General features: G+C 69.6%; 17 protein-coding genes, 4 tRNA genes and 1 pseudogene. 17 read left to right on the top strand and 5 right to left on the bottom strand.

Going from position 1 to position 14,881, the window contains the following annotated elements:
• Positions 1-29 precede the first annotated feature (29 nt).
• Positions 30-518, bottom strand: a complete 489-nt coding sequence (locus HTV45_RS03120) for a YajQ family cyclic di-GMP-binding protein (RefSeq protein ID WP_215204023.1) — start codon at positions 516-518, stop codon at positions 30-32.
• A gap of 243 nt (positions 519-761) precedes the next feature.
• On the opposite strand from HTV45_RS03120, the gene HTV45_RS03125 reads away from it, so the two are divergent.
• A tRNA-Tyr gene (locus HTV45_RS03125) sits at positions 762-843 on the top strand.
• A 94-nt stretch (positions 844-937) separates the two neighbouring features.
• Positions 938-1,150 (top strand): hypothetical protein, encoded by a 213-nt coding sequence (locus HTV45_RS33860; RefSeq protein ID WP_251691035.1) that lies wholly within the window; start codon positions 938-940, stop codon positions 1,148-1,150.
• Between the two features lie 13 nt (positions 1,151-1,163).
• On the opposite strand, the gene HTV45_RS03130 is transcribed toward HTV45_RS33860, so the two are convergent.
• Complete coding sequence (locus tag HTV45_RS03130) at positions 1,164-1,820, bottom strand: NAD(P)H-binding protein (RefSeq protein WP_215204024.1); 657 nt, start codon at positions 1,818-1,820, stop codon at positions 1,164-1,166.
• Positions 1,821-1,933: 113 nt separating this feature from the next.
• On the bottom strand, positions 1,934-3,199 hold the full coding sequence (locus tag HTV45_RS03135; RefSeq protein WP_215204025.1) for an amidohydrolase family protein: 1,266 nt from the start codon (positions 3,197-3,199) through the stop codon (positions 1,934-1,936).
• A 204-nt stretch (positions 3,200-3,403) separates the two neighbouring features.
• Between HTV45_RS03135 and HTV45_RS03140 the strand changes: the two genes are divergently transcribed.
• The 7 genes and pseudogenes from HTV45_RS03140 to HTV45_RS33865 all read left to right on the top strand — a co-directional run.
• A tRNA-Thr gene (locus tag HTV45_RS03140) sits at positions 3,404-3,476 on the top strand.
• A gap of 46 nt (positions 3,477-3,522) precedes the next feature.
• Positions 3,523-3,595 (top strand) — tRNA-Met (locus HTV45_RS03145).
• Between the two features lie 88 nt (positions 3,596-3,683).
• Positions 3,684-3,848 carry a 50S ribosomal protein L33 gene (gene rpmG, locus HTV45_RS03150; RefSeq protein ID WP_003948671.1) on the top strand — a complete coding sequence of 55 codons (165 nt, stop codon included), beginning with the start codon at positions 3,684-3,686 and terminating at the stop codon, positions 3,846-3,848.
• A gap of 229 nt (positions 3,849-4,077) precedes the next feature.
• Positions 4,078-4,530: a MaoC family dehydratase N-terminal domain-containing protein gene (locus HTV45_RS03155; protein WP_215204026.1), complete on the top strand. Its 453-nt coding sequence runs from the start codon at positions 4,078-4,080 to the stop codon at positions 4,528-4,530.
• Positions 4,531-4,538: 8 nt separating this feature from the next.
• Positions 4,539-4,967, top strand: coding sequence for a MaoC family dehydratase (locus HTV45_RS03160; protein WP_215204109.1), 429 nt, complete (start codon positions 4,539-4,541; stop codon positions 4,965-4,967).
• A 54-nt stretch (positions 4,968-5,021) separates the two neighbouring features.
• Positions 5,022-6,083 carry a UDP-N-acetylmuramate dehydrogenase gene (locus HTV45_RS03165; RefSeq protein ID WP_215204027.1) on the top strand — a complete coding sequence of 354 codons (1,062 nt, stop codon included), beginning with the start codon at positions 5,022-5,024 and terminating at the stop codon, positions 6,081-6,083.
• 95 nt (positions 6,084-6,178) lie between these two features.
• Positions 6,179-6,451, top strand: a pseudogene (locus HTV45_RS33865) (hypothetical protein); the annotation flags it as partial.
• Between the two features lie 42 nt (positions 6,452-6,493).
• Here HTV45_RS33865 and HTV45_RS03170 read toward each other — a convergent pair.
• Positions 6,494-7,567 (bottom strand): adenosine deaminase, encoded by a 1,074-nt coding sequence (locus HTV45_RS03170; protein WP_215204028.1) that lies wholly within the window; start codon positions 7,565-7,567, stop codon positions 6,494-6,496.
• 121 nt (positions 7,568-7,688) lie between these two features.
• Positions 7,689-8,915, bottom strand: coding sequence for a pyridoxal phosphate-dependent aminotransferase (locus HTV45_RS03175; RefSeq protein WP_215204029.1), 1,227 nt, complete (start codon positions 8,913-8,915; stop codon positions 7,689-7,691).
• Between the two features lie 285 nt (positions 8,916-9,200).
• Between HTV45_RS03175 and HTV45_RS03180 the strand changes: the two genes are divergently transcribed.
• The 8 genes from HTV45_RS03180 to rplL all read left to right on the top strand — a co-directional run bounded on the left by HTV45_RS03180 (position 9,201) and on the right by rplL (position 14,565).
• A tRNA-Trp gene (locus HTV45_RS03180) sits at positions 9,201-9,273 on the top strand.
• A gap of 109 nt (positions 9,274-9,382) precedes the next feature.
• On the top strand, positions 9,383-9,670 hold the full coding sequence (secE, locus tag HTV45_RS03185) for a preprotein translocase subunit SecE (RefSeq protein WP_103541662.1): 288 nt from the start codon (positions 9,383-9,385) through the stop codon (positions 9,668-9,670).
• 80 nt (positions 9,671-9,750) lie between these two features.
• Complete coding sequence (gene nusG / locus HTV45_RS03190) at positions 9,751-10,638, top strand: transcription termination/antitermination protein NusG (RefSeq protein WP_215204030.1); 888 nt, start codon at positions 9,751-9,753, stop codon at positions 10,636-10,638.
• 189 nt (positions 10,639-10,827) lie between these two features.
• Positions 10,828-11,262: a 50S ribosomal protein L11 gene (gene rplK, locus HTV45_RS03195; protein ID WP_003974315.1), complete on the top strand. Its 435-nt coding sequence runs from the start codon at positions 10,828-10,830 to the stop codon at positions 11,260-11,262.
• An 85-nt stretch (positions 11,263-11,347) separates the two neighbouring features.
• Positions 11,348-12,073, top strand: coding sequence for a 50S ribosomal protein L1 (rplA, locus tag HTV45_RS03200; protein ID WP_215204031.1), 726 nt, complete (start codon positions 11,348-11,350; stop codon positions 12,071-12,073).
• Positions 12,074-12,238: 165 nt separating this feature from the next.
• The gene (locus HTV45_RS03205) at positions 12,239-13,177 is read left to right on the top strand and encodes a hypothetical protein (RefSeq protein WP_215204032.1); all 939 of its coding nucleotides are present in this window, start codon (positions 12,239-12,241) and stop codon (positions 13,175-13,177) included.
• A gap of 329 nt (positions 13,178-13,506) precedes the next feature.
• On the top strand, positions 13,507-14,037 hold the full coding sequence (rplJ, locus tag HTV45_RS03210) for a 50S ribosomal protein L10 (protein ID WP_004927352.1): 531 nt from the start codon (positions 13,507-13,509) through the stop codon (positions 14,035-14,037).
• A 147-nt stretch (positions 14,038-14,184) separates the two neighbouring features.
• Positions 14,185-14,565 (top strand): 50S ribosomal protein L7/L12, encoded by a 381-nt coding sequence (gene rplL, locus HTV45_RS03215; protein ID WP_215204033.1) that lies wholly within the window; start codon positions 14,185-14,187, stop codon positions 14,563-14,565.
• Positions 14,566-14,881 lie beyond the last annotated feature (316 nt).

The raw sequence follows: 14,881 nt of genomic DNA on the forward strand, positions 1-14,881 counted from the left end.
GCCCGCCCCCCTCGTCAATACCGTCGGCTCTACCGGTAGTTCACGAACTGCAGCGCGAATTCGAAGTCCTTGCCCTTGAGAAGGGCGATGACGGTCTGGAGGTCGTCGCGGCTCTTCGAGCTGACGCGCAGCTCGTCACCCTGCACCTGAGCCTTCACACCCTTCGGGCCCTCGTCCCGGATGACCTTCGCGACCTTCTTCGCGTTGTCCTGGGAGATGCCCTCCTCGATCGACGCGAAGATCTTGTACTCCTTGCCCGAGAGCTGCGGCTCACCCGCGTCCAGGGCCTTCAGGGAGATGCCCCGCTTGATCAGCTTGGACTGGAAGACGTCGAGAACGGCCTTCACCCGGTCCTCGGAGTTCGCCTCCATGAGGATCTTCTCCCCGGACCATGAGATCGAGGCACCGACGCCCTTGAAGTCGTAGCGCTGCGAGATCTCCTTGGCGGTCTGGTTGAGGGCGTTGTCGACCTCCTGCCGCTCGACCTTCGAGACGATGTCGAAACTGGAGTCGGCCATGTCCTGTGGCTCCTTGGATCGGGGTGCGTATCGGGCTGCGCACCGACTGCGTACCGGATGCGTTCCGGCGTGTGCGGGACGGCTCCGAGCGCGGCATCGGCCCGGACCGCATCGGCCCAGCCTAGTCATCCCCCCGTCCCGGGGTGGCGATCAATCAGGTGGCGAAGCACCCCTGTCCATCGGGTATTGTTTACGTCGTTGCCACGGAGCGCCGCCGCAAGGCGGTTCGAGGGCAGCAACCCCGGCGGTGTGCCCGAGCGGCCAAAGGGAGCAGACTGTAAATCTGCCGGCTCAGCCTTCCCAGGTTCGAATCCTGGCGCCGCCACACTGGGGAAGAGACCCCTTCCGGACTGCGGAAACGCAGTCCGGAAGGGGTCTCTTCGTGTTCGCGGGCGCCGGCCCCGGGGCAGACTGGCCGTATGTCGTCCCGTCGCCGTTCGTGTCCCGTGTGCCGTCGTGAGATCGCTGTCGTCGCCGGACGGTACGCGCGGCACGACCCGCCCGGTGCGCGGGGGAGCGGGGACCTGACGTCCTGCCCCGGATCGCGCAGACAGGCTCCGATCGGGGCGGAGCAACCGTCGCTGGACGGCTACACGGTGCCGGAGTTCCCGGGGCAGATGTCTCTCTTCTGACCCCGGGCGGCGTTCAGTTGCCCGCCACCGACTTCACGGCCACCGACACCGGCGCGGTGCCGCTGATCAGTTCCAGCGTCAGTCCGGTCGTCGCCGGCGTGTCCACCAGTTCCGCCAGGACGGCGGCCACATCGTCACGGGGGACCGCGCCACGACCCGTGTGGGCCTCCAGGCGGACCAGGCCGGTGCCGGCGTCGTCGGTGAGCCGGCCCGGGCGCAGGATCGTCCAGTCCAGGCCGTCCAGTCCGCGTACGTACGCGTCCGCCTCGCCCTTGGCGCGCAGGTACACGTCGAAGACTTCGTGGCCCTCGTGGGCCGCGTCCGCGCCCATGGACGACACGATCACGAAGCGCCGTACGCCCGCGCGGACGGCCGCGTCGGCGAAGAGTACCGCCGCGGCCTTGTCCACCGACTCCTTGCGCTCCACCTCACTGCCCGGGCCGGCGCCCGCCGCGAACACCGCCGCGTCCGCGCCCTCGAGTCGCGCCGCGACCTCGTCCACCGACGCCGACTCCAGGTCCAGGACGACCGGCTCGGCGCCCAGCCGGCGGAGTTCGTCAGCCTGTTCGGGTTTGCGGATGATGCCTGCCGCCTCGTCCCCGCGCGCGGCGAGCAACCGCTCCAGCCGCAGCGCGATCTGACCATGACCACCAGCGATGACAATGCGCATGTCTCCGACCGTACGCCGGAGCGACCGCGTTCGCGCCGTGACTCCCGCGACGCGCCGTGCGGTGCCCGCCCGCACCCGGCCGCGGAGGCCCGATCGGTGCTGCCCGCAGCGCCCTACGCGGGGCCCCGTGCCTGACGGGGCAGGCCCGGTGCCACCGTGCCCGTCGGATCGCGGTACTCCCGTACGGCACTCGTCCGCGCCACCACCCGCCCACCGTGGATCACGATCCGGCTGTAGGCCGGCGACAGCGCGTCCGGGAGTCCGGCGCCGCGGACCGCCAGCAGTTCGGCCGGGAAGCCCGCCTCCACGCGGACCTCGGGCAGCCCGAGGGCCGCCCGCGCCGACGTGCTGACGGCGGCATAGGCGTCCTCGGCGGACAGGCCCTGGCACGAGGCCAGCAGGTACGCCGCCTCCAGCGGATCGCCGCGGCCGACCGGGTTCGACACGTCCCTCAGGGCGCCGCTCCCGGCGGCCACCCGCACTCCGGCCGAGCGCAGCAGCCGTACCGGGGCCACGCCGCGGCCGTCGACCGAGCCGCAGCCGCCCTGGGGGAGGCACACCACCGTCACCCCGGCTGCCGCGAGCCGGTCCGCGGTCCGGGCGGCCGGCTCGGCCGGCAGGGTGGCGAGAGCGCCACACGGACCGAGGGTGACCCCCGGCCGCAGCCCGCCGGCCATGGCCGCGAAGCGGGCCAGCCGGGCGGGGTCGGCGGCGTCCGTGTGCAGGTCGACGGGACACCCGTGTTCGGAGGCGACCTCCAGGACCGCCTCCACATATCCCGTGGGGTCGGGGTCGAGGTCCGGGCAGCCGCCCACCACGGACGCGCCCATCTTCAGCGCGTCACGCAGCACGGCGAGCCCGTCCGCCCCCGCCACCCCGGTCAGCACCCGCGGCACCGCCACCGTCGTCAGCACGGCCAGCCCGCGCAGTGAGCGTTCCGCCCGCAGGACGGCGGTCAGCGCGCCCAGACCGGCCAGGTCACCCACCCTCACATGGGCCCGCACCGCCGTCGCGCCGTGACCGAGCTGGAGCAGGGCCGCCTCCGTCGCGCGGCGCTGGACGTCCTCGGAGTCGTACGAAACCGGTCCGCCGGTGTCGGCGGACAGAGCGGTGTCGGCGTGGGCGTGGGGCTCGGCGGGGGCGGGCAGCAGCAGATAGCCGGTGAGATCGACCCGGGTGGCGGACACCCGCGTGCTGCCCGCCGCCAGGCTGCCGGCCGTACCGACCGCCTCGATGCGCCCGCCGCCCAGCCGTACGTCCACGGTCCGGCCGTCGGTCAGCCGCGCGCCGCACAGCAGCAGGGGGGCCGGACCGGCCGGCCCCGGATCCGGGAGCGACGGCCACGGGTCGGACGGCGGCTGCGGCTGGCTGTCGGGCATCACACTCCTGGGGCTCCGGCTGCGCACGGGGACATACATCACACTGAGGCAGGTCACGCAGAGTGAGACGAGCCTAGGACGGCCGCCCGCCGGGGGCCGGGAGGAGCGCAATAGTCGTACCGGCGTGGTCCCTCCGACGAGGGGACAAGGGCCCGAAACGGATTTGGGTGAACGGCGGCGGACCGTGTAATGTCTTCATCGCTCGCCCCAATAGCTCAGTCGGCAGAGCGTCTCCATGGTAAGGAGAAGGTCAACGGTTCGATTCCGTTTTGGGGCTCTGGTGCGTGAGGTTCCCGTCGCGAGGCGGGGCCCGATCGCATCAAAGCGGTGTAGCTCAGTCGGTAGAGCAAGCGGCTCATAATCGCTGTGTCACCGGTTCAAGTCCGGTCACCGCTACAGACAGTAGCCGATTGCGGGGTCGGTCCTTCGATCGGCTACTCTTCTTGCGTAAATACAGTCAATCCGTTCGTCAAGGAGCACTCACGTGGCTGCCACCGACGTCCGCCCGAAGATCACGCTGGCCTGCGTGGAGTGCAAGGAGCGGAACTACATCACCAAGAAGAACCGGCGTAACAACCCGGATCGTCTCGAGATGAAGAAGCACTGCCCGCGTTGCAATGCGCACACCGCGCATCGCGAGACGCGATAAAACAGGCTCGTACACGAGGCCGTCCCCCCACTCGGGGGGCGGCCTCGTGTCGTTTCTCCACCGAGGGCCGGCCGCGGGCCCACCGCGGGCCTCCCGCAGGCTCCGCAGCCCGGCCACCGGCAGACCGCAGTCCGTCCTCGTGGCAGACCCCGGGGCCGGCCGCCGGCGGACCGGGCCGGCCTCGGCAGACACAGTCCAGCAGCAGGCAGACACAGGAGGTGCCGCGCGCATGGCGCTCGACCAGTCCTTCGTGGGGCGGAGCTACCCGCCCACCGAGCCCTATGAGGTGGGCCGGGAGAAGATCCGTGAGTTCGCCGAGGCGGTGGGGGACGCCAACCCGGCGTACACGGACGTGGAGGCCGCCAAGGCGCTCGGCCACCCCGATGTGATCGCCCCGCCGACCTTCGTGTTCTCCATCACCTTCAAGGCCGCGGGTCAGGTCGTCGCCGATCCGCGGCTCGGTCTCGACTACAGCCGGGTGGTGCACGGCGATCAGAAGTTCGCCTACACCCGCCCGGTGCGGGCCGGTGACCGGCTCACCGTCACCTCGACCATCGAGACGGTCCGGTTGATGGCGGGCAACGAGGTCCTGGACATCCGCGGTGAGGTGCACGACCAGGACGGCGAGCACGTCGTGACCGCCTGGACCAAGCTGGTGGCCCGCGCGGCCGAGGAGGCGTGAACAACACCATGACGGCGAAGATCTCCCACGCCGACGTCGAGGTGGGCACCGAACTGCCCGCCCGGACGTTCCCCGTGACCCGCGCCACCCTCGTCCAGTACGCGGGTGCCTCCGGCGACTTCAACCCCATTCACTGGAACGAGAGGTTCGCCAAGGAGGTCGGCCTGCCCGACGTCATCGCGCACGGCATGTTCACCATGGCCGAGGCGATCCGGGTGGTGACCGACTGGGTGGGCGACCCGGGCGCGGTCCTCGAGTACGGCGTCCGCTTCATCCGTCCGGTCGTGGTCCCCGACGACGACCAGGGCGCCATCATCGAGGTCAGCGGCAAGGTCGCCGCCAAACTCGACGACCACACGGTCCGTGTGGACCTCACCGCGACCAGCGCGGGCCAGAAGGTCCTGGGCATGTCGCGGGCCGTCGTCCGGCTGGGCTGAGCCGGAGGGGCCGGGGGAGCGGGCCCGCCGGTGCCGTCTCGTAGTCTTGAGCCCGTGCAGGAACTCCACGACGCCCCCCTCGCCCCGCTGACCACCTTCCGGCTGGGCGGGCCCGCGACCCGGCTGGTCACCGCGACCACCGACGACGAGGTGATCGCTGTCGTCCGCGACGCCGACGACAGCGGCACCCCACTGCTGATCATCGGCGGCGGTTCCAACCTGGTCATCGGCGACAAGGGATTCGACGGCACCGCCCTCGTCATCGCCACCCGGGGCCACACCCTGGACGGCACGCACCTGGAGCTGGCGGCCGGCGAGGTGTGGACCGACGCCGTCGCCCGCACCGTGGAGGCGGGCCTCGCCGGGGTGGAGTGCCTGGCCGGCATTCCCGGCTCGGCGGGCGCCACCCCGATCCAGAACGTCGGGGCGTACGGCCAGGAGGTGTCCTCCACCATCACCGAGGTCGTCGCCTACGACCGCAGGACGCGCCAGACGGTCACGCTGAGCAACGAGGAGTGCGCCTTCTCGTACCGTCACAGCCGCTTCAAGTCGGATCCCGAGCGCTATGTCGTGCTGCGCGTCCGCTTCGCCCTGGAGGACGCGGGAGGTCTCTCCGGTCCCGTCCGCTACGCCGAGACGGCCCGTGTCCTCGGAGTGGCCCCGGGGGACCGGGTGCCGCTGACCACGGCCCGCGAGACGGTCCTGAAGCTCCGGGCGGGCAAGGGTATGGTCCTGGATCCCGAGGACCACGACACCTGGTCCGCCGGTTCCTTCTTCACCAACCCGATCCTCGACGACGAGTCGTTCGCCGTGTTCCGTACGCGGGTGCGGGCACGGCTCGGTGATGACGCGGAGCCGCCCGCCTACCCCGCGGGCGAGGGCCGCACCAAGACCTCAGCGGCCTGGCTGATCGACAAGGCCGGCTTCACCAAGGGCTACGGCGACGGCCCCGCCCGCATCTCCACCAAGCACACCCTCGCCCTCACCAACCGCGGGAAGGCGACCACCGAGGACCTGCTGACGCTCGCCCGGGAGGTCGTCGCCGGCGTCCACGCGGCCTTCGGCGTCACGCTGGTCAACGAACCGGTGACGGTGGGCGTCAGCCTCCAGGCCTGACACGGACGACCCGGCCGCCGGACTCCGCTGCCGCGCGGCACACCCGCCGCGAGCATGGGCCCATGCGTACGAACCGGGCCCCTGAGGCCACCCTCGTGCGACGGAGACTGCGCCGGTTCACCGCACGGACCGGCCCGCGCGGGCATCGCGTCGTCCAGCCGCGGCAACATCCGGCGCCACACCTCGCTGCGGGCTCCCGAACCGATCGGCCTCCTGGTGGGGGACCACGACGGGCTGAACCGGCTCGCCGGCCTGTTTCCCCTCGCCGCCTGCTCACGCCACACGATCGTCCTGTCCCCCAGCGCGACGGCGTGCCCCCGGACGAGGGGTACGGCGAGCTCGTCGACCCGCTGCTGGCCCACCACTCCTACTCATGGGCTGTTCCGAGCCGTATCCGCCCTGCGCCCACCTCAAGCGAGCGGGGTGGTGAGCCAGCCGTCCACGCCCGACAGCAGCTTCGCCTTGACGTCCCCCGGCGCCGCCGAGCCCCGGACGGACTGCCGGGCCAGCTCCGCGAGCTCCGCGTCGGTGAAGCCGTGGTGGACGCGAGCGATCTCGTACTGGGCCGCCAGCCGGGAGCCGAACAGCAGGGGGTCGTCCGCGCCCAGCGCCAGGGGCACCCCCGCCTCGAACAGGGTCCGCAGCGGTACGTCCTCGTGCTTCTCGTAGACCCCGAGCGCCACGTTGGATGCCGGACACACCTCGCACGTCACCTGGCGGTCGGCGAGCCGCTTCATCAGCCGCGGATCGTCCGCCGCCCGCACGCCGTGGCCGATCCGGTGCGCGTCCAGGTCGTCCAGGCAGTCCCGGACGGACGCCGGCCCCGCCAGCTCGCCGCCGTGCGGCGCCGACAGCAGCCCTCCCTCCCGCGCGATCGCGAACGCCCGGTCGAAGTCACGGGCCATCCCGCGCCGCTCGTCGTTGGAGAGACCGAACCCGACCACGCCCCGGTCCGCGTAGCGCACCGCCAGCCGGGCCAGGGTGCGGGCGTCCAGCGGGTGCTTCATCCGGTTGGCGGCGACCAGGACCCGCATGCCGATCCCGGTCTCCCGCATCGCCGACTCCACCGCGTCCAGGATGATCTCCAGCGTGGGGATCAGCCCGCCCAGCCGTGGTGCGTACGACGTCGGGTCGACCTGGATCTCCAGCCAGCCGGAGCCGTCGCGCACATCCTCCTCGGCGGCCTCCCGCACCAGCCGCCGGATGTCCTCCGGCTCGCGCAGACACGACCGGGCCGCGTCGTACAGCCGCTGGAAGCGGAACCAGCCGCGCTCGTCCGTGGCCCGCAGTCTCGGCGGCTCCCCGCCGGTCAGCGCGTCGGTCAGCGCCTCGGGCAGGCGGACCCCGTACTTGTCGGCCAGCTCCAGCAGGGTGGCGGGGCGCATGGACCCGGTGAAGTGCAGGTGGAGATGGGCCTTCGGCAGCTCGGAGACATCACGTACACGCGGGGGGGTCGGGGGGTGCCCCCCTGAAAAGCTCAGCATTCCAGGATCCTGCCGCACGTCCCCTCCGTCCCGGTAGCGCTTTCACCTTTCGTGGTCTTGCTCGCACAAACGAACAGGGGCGCTCGGGATGGATCCGGGCGCCCCTGCGAGGTGACGGACGTCAGTCCCGCGCCTCCGCGAGCAGCTTCTGCAGGCGGCTCACGCCCTCCACGAGGTCCTCGTCGCCCAGCGCGTACGACAGCCGCACGTACCCCGGGGTGCCGAACGCCTCACCGGGCACCACCGCGACCTCGGCCTCCTCCAGGATGAGTGCGGCCAGCTCCACCGAGTCCTGCGGCCGCCTGCCCCGGATCTCCTTGCCGATCAGGGCCTTCACCGAGGGGTAGACGTAGAACGCGCCCTCGGGCTCCGGGCAGAGCACGCCGTCGATCTCGTTGAGCATCCGCACGATGGTCTTCCGCCGTCGGTCGAAGGCCTCGCGCATGGCCGCGACGGCGTCCAGGTCGCCGGAGACGGCGGCGAGGGCGGCCACCTGGGCGACGTTGGAGACGTTGGACGTGGCGTGCGACTGGAGATTGGTCGCGGCCTTCACCACATCCTTCGGGCCGACGATCCAGCCGACCCGCCAGCCCGTCATCGCGTAGGTCTTCGCGACACCGTTCACCACGATGCACCTGTCCCGCAGCTCGGGCAGCAGCGCGGGCAGGGAGACGGAGACGGCGTCGCCGTAGACCAGGTGCTCGTAGATCTCGTCCGTGAGCACCCACAGACCGTGCTCCACGGCCCAGCGGCCGATGGCCTCGGTCTCGGCCTCGCCGTAGACCGCGCCGGTCGGGTTCGACGGGGAGACGAAGAGGACGACCTTCGTCTTCTCCGTGCGGGCCGCCTCCAGCTGCTCCACGCTCACGCGGTAGCCGGTGGTCTCGTCGGTGACGACCTCCACCGGGACGCCGCCGGCCAGCCGGATCGACTCCGGGTAGGTCGTCCAGTACGGAGCCGGGACGATGACCTCGTCGCCCGGGTCGAGGATGGCGGCGAAGGCCTCGTAGATGGCCTGCTTTCCGCCGTTGGTGACCAGGATCTGGGACGGGTCCACCTCGTAGCCGGAGTCGCGCAGTGTCTTGGCGGCGATCGCGGACTTCAGCTCGGGCAGACCGCCGGCGGGTGTGTAGCGGTGGTACTTCGGGTTCCGGCAGGCCTCGATCGCGGCCTCGACGATGTAGTCCGGCGTCGGGAAGTCGGGCTCACCTGCGCCGAAGCCGATCACCGGTCGCCCGGCGGCCTTGAGGGCCTTGGCCTTGGCGTCCACGGCGAGGGTGGCGGACTCGGAGATCGAGCCGACGCGGGCGGAGACCCGGCGCTCGGTGGGAGGGGTTGCAGCGCTCATGGGGCCCATCGTTCCAGACCGGAAACCTCACGGGCACGGGGGTTTCACGGACTGACACATGAGCGGGCAGACCGGTGAACACCAGTCCGGATCCACCGCGTCGGCACCCCATGGCCTGGACGATCTTGTGCCGGACGGCGGTCGGGGCCTTCCGGCGCCGGCACCTGTCGTTCGACGCCAAGCCCGGGAACACGTACACTCTCACCTCGTTGGGCTTCAGCGGCCCGCGCTCAGCCGGTGTACACCAAGCATCCGGTCGGATGCGGTACGTTGGGGAACGCACAAAGGGTCGTAGCTCAATTGGTAGAGCACTGGTCTCCAAAACCAGCGGTTGGGGGTTCAAGTCCCTCCGGCCCTGCTACACACTCCGTCGCCAGGATGTGTGCGGATGTACGTACAGCAATGCACCGCCGTGCGGGCTCTCACCGGGCGCGGCACGGCCACGACCCGGAATCAGGTGAGGACGAGTGACGGACGCCGTGGGCTCCATCGACATGCCTGATGCCGAGGACGAGGCGCCGGACTCCAAGAAGAAGACCCGCAAAGGCGGTAAGCGGGCCAAGAAGGGTCCGCTGAAGCGCCTCGCCCTCTTCTACCGCCAGATCGTTGCGGAACTCCGCAAGGTGGTCTGGCCGACCCGTAATCAGCTGACGTCGTACACGACCGCTGTGATCATCTTCGTGGTGCTGATGATCGGCCTGATCACCCTGTTCGACTATGGCCTCAGCAACGCCGCCAAGTACGTCTTCGGCTGATCCCCGAGCGAAGAGCGCCGAGGTACCCGGCGCTCCTTTCGCATGTTCCACCCCTATGTATCCAGGAAGAAGCAGCCACCGTGTCTGACCCGAACGTGAACGACGCCGTTGAGCCTGTGGGCGAAGGGGCCGCTTCCGCAGAGGACGCGCTCGCCGCCGTCGAGGGCGCGGGCGTCGAGGACACCGAGGCCTCTGCCGAGGCCGAGGCTGCCGGCACCACCGCGGACGAGACCTCCGCCACGGACGAGAGCGCCGAGGCGGACGAGACCTCCGCCGACGGGACCACCGAGGCGGACGGGACCACCGAGGCCGTGGAAGCGGCCGAGGAGGCCGAAGAGCCCGAGGACGACCGTGACCCGGTCGAGAAGCTCCGCGAGGAACTGCGGACGCTGCCCGGCGAGTGGTACGTCATCCACACCTACGCGGGCTACGAGAACCGGGTGAAGACCAACCTGGAGCAGCGCGCCGTCTCGCTGAACGTCGAGGACTACATCTTCCAGGCCGAGGTGCCGCAGGAAGAGGTCGTCCAGATCAAGAACGGCGACCGCAAGACGATCAAGCAGAACAAGCTGCCGGGTTACGTCCTGGTCCGTATGGACCTGACGAACGAGTCCTGGGGCGTCGTCCGCAACACCCCCGGCGTGACCGGCTTCGTGGGCAACGCCTACGACCCGTACCCGCTGACGCTGGACGAGATCGTCAAGATGCTCGCCCCGGAGGCCGAGGAGAAGGCCGCCCGTGAGGCCGCCGAGGCCGAGGGCAAGCCGGCTCCGCAGCGCAAGGTCGAGGTCCAGGTGCTGGACTTCGAGGTCGGCGACTCGGTCACCGTCACCGACGGCCCGTTCGCCACGCTCCAGGCGACCATCAACGAGATCAACCCCGACTCCAAGAAGGTCAAGGGCCTGGTGGAGATCTTCGGCCGGGAGACGCCGGTCGAGCTCTCCTTCGACCAGATCCAGAAGAACTAGTCCTCGGACTCAGCCTTTCTGGAACAGCTGGTACACAGCTTCCGAGCAGGTCAGCAGAGTGCTCGCGCACTCGGCTGACCTGCTCGGTTTTCAGCCGCGCATCTGTACCCGTTATCGTTGTGCGGTATGCCTGCGTCCGGGTTGTCCCATGACGTGGGCAGGACCCGAATCGAAAGGACCCGGAGAGCCATGCCTCCCAAGAAGAAGAAGGTCACGGGGCTCATCAAGCTCCAGATCCAGGCCGGTGCCGCGAACCCGGCCCCGCCGGTCGGCCCCGCGCTGGGCCAGCACGGCGTGAACATCATGGAGTTCTGCAAGGCCTACAACGCCGCGACCGAGTCGCAGCGTGGCTGGGTCATCCCGGTGGAGATCACGGTCTACGAGGACCGTTCCTTCACCTTCATCACCAAGACCCCGCCGGCCGCGAAGATGATCCTCAAGGCCGCGGGTGTGGAGAAGGGCTCCGGCGAGCCGCACAAGACCAAGGTCGCGAAGATCACGCGCGACCAGGTCCGTGAGATCGCCACCACCAAGATGCCCGACCTCAACGCCAACGACCTGGACCAGGCGGAGAAGATCATCGCCGGTACCGCCCGTTCCATGGGCGTCACGGTCGAGGGCTGACCTCCACCCCCGTAAGCCAAGCAGCAGTAGTGGCAGGGCCGGCTCGGCCCGGACCACGACTCCTCAGATTCCACAGGAGCTTTCAGTGAGCAAGCGCAGCAAGTCTCTCCGCGCTGCGGACGCCAAGATCGACCGGGAGAAGCAGTACGCCCCGCTCGAGGCCGTCCGTCTCGCCAAGGAGACGTCCACGACCAAGTTCGACGGCACCGTCGAGGTCGCCTTCCGTCTGGGTGTCGACCCGCGCAAGGCCGACCAGATGGTCCGTGGCACCGTGAACCTCCCGCACGGCACCGGCAAGACCGCCCGGGTCCTGGTCTTCGCGACCGGTGACCGTGCCGAGGCCGCGCGTGCCGCGGGCGCCGACATCGTCGGCGCCGACGAGCTGATCGACGAGGTGTCGAAGGGCCGTCTGGACTTCGACGCCGTCGTCGCCACCCCGGACCTCATGGGCAAGGTCGGCCGCCTCGGCCGTGTGCTCGGTCCCCGTGGTCTCATGCCGAACCCCAAGACCGGCACCGTGACCCCGGACGTGACCAAGGCCGTCACCGAGATCAAGGGCGGCAAGATCGAGTTCCGCGTCGACAAGCACGCGAACCTGCACTTCATCATCGGCAAGTCGTCCTTCGACGACACCAAGCTGGTGGAGAACTACGGCGCCGCGCTGGAGGAGATCCTCCGCCTGAAGCCGTCCGCCGCCAAGGGTCGCTACATCAAGAAGGCCGCCATCAGCACCACGATGGGCCCCGGCATTCCGCTCGACCCGAACCGCACCCGCAACCTCCTCGTCGAGGAGGACCCGGCCGCCGTCTGAGCCGGGTGGGCCGGCTGGACCGGTCCGCGCACGCGGTGAACGCCCGCCCCCGGGCCTCTGAGAGGCCCGGGGGCGGGCTTTTCCGTACACCCGTGTCAGTCGGGTGGGTTACCGTTCCCTTGACTTCACAGACGTAGCACAGCGAAACAATCAGGGGTGGGACGCATGGGTATGGCCGTATGGAAGCGCGCGGGTGTCTGTCTGACGGCCGTGGCCGTCGTCGCGGGTGTCGCGGGGTGTCAGGGCGGTGACAGCGACGAGGGCGGCAAGAAGAAGGCCGGCGGCTCGGCGCAGTCCGGCGTCCAGACGCAGACCGAGATGACGGAGGTCCTCCAGGCGGCCTTCAAGAACACCTCGGAGGCCAAGTCCTCCAAGGTGCGGATGACCATGACGATGCCGGCTGACGCATCGGGTGGCGGCTCCATGGAGCTCTCCGGCGTGCAGGGCTGGGATCCCGGTGTCCTGGACGTCACCATGAAGGCGTCCGGCGCCTTGGCGGAAGACGCGGGCGCTGCCGAGCAGAACCGAGTGATCATGCTGGATGACGTTCTGTACATGGACATGGGTGCGAAACAGGCCGCCGAGATGGACGGCAAGCGGTGGATGAAGATGGACTTCGCCGCCATCGCCGAGGCATCCGGCGATGCCGGGGCGCAGCAGCAGATGACCAAGGGCCTGGAGAGCCTGAACCAGGACCCGGCTCAGCAGTTGGCGTTGCTGCTCGAGTCGCCGAGCCTGAAGCATGTCGGCCCGGAGAAGGTCGACGGCGCCCAGACCCAGCACTACAAGGGCACGCTGACCTTCCAGGAGATGGCCGACGCCAACGAGTCCTTCGACCTGCTCTCCGCTAAGGAGCGCGAGGAGATCTTCGCCGCGGCCAAGAAGTCGGGTATGAAGGGGTACGACACCCAGGTCTGGGTCAACGAGGACAACTACCCCGTCAAGATGCTCGTCGGGATGAAAATGCCTCAGGGGACGGTGAACATGACGGCCCACTACTCCGACTACGGCGCCGCGGCCGAGGTCGAGGCGCCGGCGGCCAAGGACACGTTCGACCTCATGGAGATGTTCAAGGAGCTCGAAGGCCTGGGAGCGGGCGCCTAGACCCGGCTCGTTGCCGGAGGCTCCCCGTGCCTTCGGTAAGCCCCGGTCGGCCGATTTGCTCCACGCCGATCCGTTCGCGTACTCTTCCATCGAAGCCAAAGACCGCTGGTCGTTGCCGTGCGCTCATCAGAGAGTGCGGTGGCCGAAGGATCCGCTGAACTGCGGACGACCCGCGCAGGTGTCAGTGGAAGAGTTCCCGGAGATCGCCGCCGCGAGGCGCGAGAAGCCGGTTGAGCTACGCCCCGTGCGCCTGCGCCGGGGCGTTTCGTTTTCCCAGTCCTCCTTCGGGTCCGCGCGGTCCGAATCACCCGGAAGGAGGCCGAGGCTCTATGGCGAGGCCCGACAAGGCTGCCGCGGTTGCCGAGCTGACGGACAAGTTCCGCAGCTCCAACGCCGCCGTGCTGACCGAGTACCGCGGTCTCACCGTGGCGCAGCTCAAGACGCTGCGCCGTTCGCTCGGTGAGAACGCCCAGTACGCCGTGGTGAAGAACACGCTGACCAAGATTGCGGCCAACGAGGCCGGGATCACGCTCGACGACCAGCTCTTCGCTGGCCCGACGGCGGTCGCCTTCGTCACCGGTGACCCGGTGGAGTCGGCGAAGGGTCTTCGTGACTTCGCCAAGGACAACCCGAATCTCGTGATCAAGGGCGGCGTCCTTGACGGCAAGGCGATGTCTGCCGACGAGATCAAGAAGCTTGCGGACCTCGAGTCCCGCGAGGTTCTGCTCTCCAAGCTGGCGGGCGCTTTCAAGGGCAAGCAGACGCAGACTGCTCAGCTCTTCCAGGCGCTCCCGTCGAAGCTCGTCCGCACCGTGGACGCGCTCCGTGCCAAGCAGGACGAGCAGGGCGGTGCCGAGTAATTCGGCTCGCTTTCCGATCCTCGCCGCGTGAACAGCACGCGCTGAGGGTCAAATGCGGGCCCGACGTCTACGCAGTAATGCCGTAAGGCACACGCCCGCGTCACCCCGTACATCCGGCACTGCCGCATTAGTGGAAGGACCGCCATCATGGCGAAGCTCAGCCAGGAAGACCTGCTCGCCCAGTTCGAGGAGATGACCCTCATCGAGCTCTCCGAGTTCGTGAAGGCCTTCGAGGAGAAGTTCGACGTCACCGCCGCCGCGGCCGTCGCCGCTGCCCCGGCCGCCGCTGCCGCCCCGGCCGAGGCCGCTGCCGAGCAGGACGAGTTCGACGTCGTCCTCACGGGTGCCGGCGACAAGAAGATCCAGGTCATCAAGGTCGTGCGTGAGCTGACCTCCCTGGGTCTGAAGGAGGCCAAGGACCTCGTGGACGGCGCCCCGAAGCCCGTCCTCGAGAAGGTCGCCAAGGACGCCGCCGAGAAGGCCGCCGAGTCCCTCAAGGGCGCCGGCGCCTCCGTCGAGGTCAAGTAACACCCCGCGGATCCGGCTGGATCCGCAGCGCGTCCCACGGGACGTGTAACGCTCAAGCGCCGAGGAGCGATCATCCATCCGGGTGGTCGCTCTTCGGCGTACGGGGGGTCCGGCGGCGGCTGCCTTGCCCCCGGGACGGCGGGGGGTAGGGTGATCTTCGTTGTGCCTTCAGGGGTCGCGAGGAGTCGCCCCGTGGCGGAAGGTCGGGGGGCCGGAGGGCCTTGACGAACCGCACGCAGCGCGCAATTCTCAGGACGCGTCGTCACAAGGATCCGAATCCGAGGCATGGATCGACGGCAAAGAGGGCAGTATCACG

Source organism: Streptomyces sp. CHD11 (assembly GCF_018638295.1).
Taxonomy (GTDB): Bacteria; Actinomycetota; Actinomycetes; order Streptomycetales; family Streptomycetaceae; genus Streptomyces.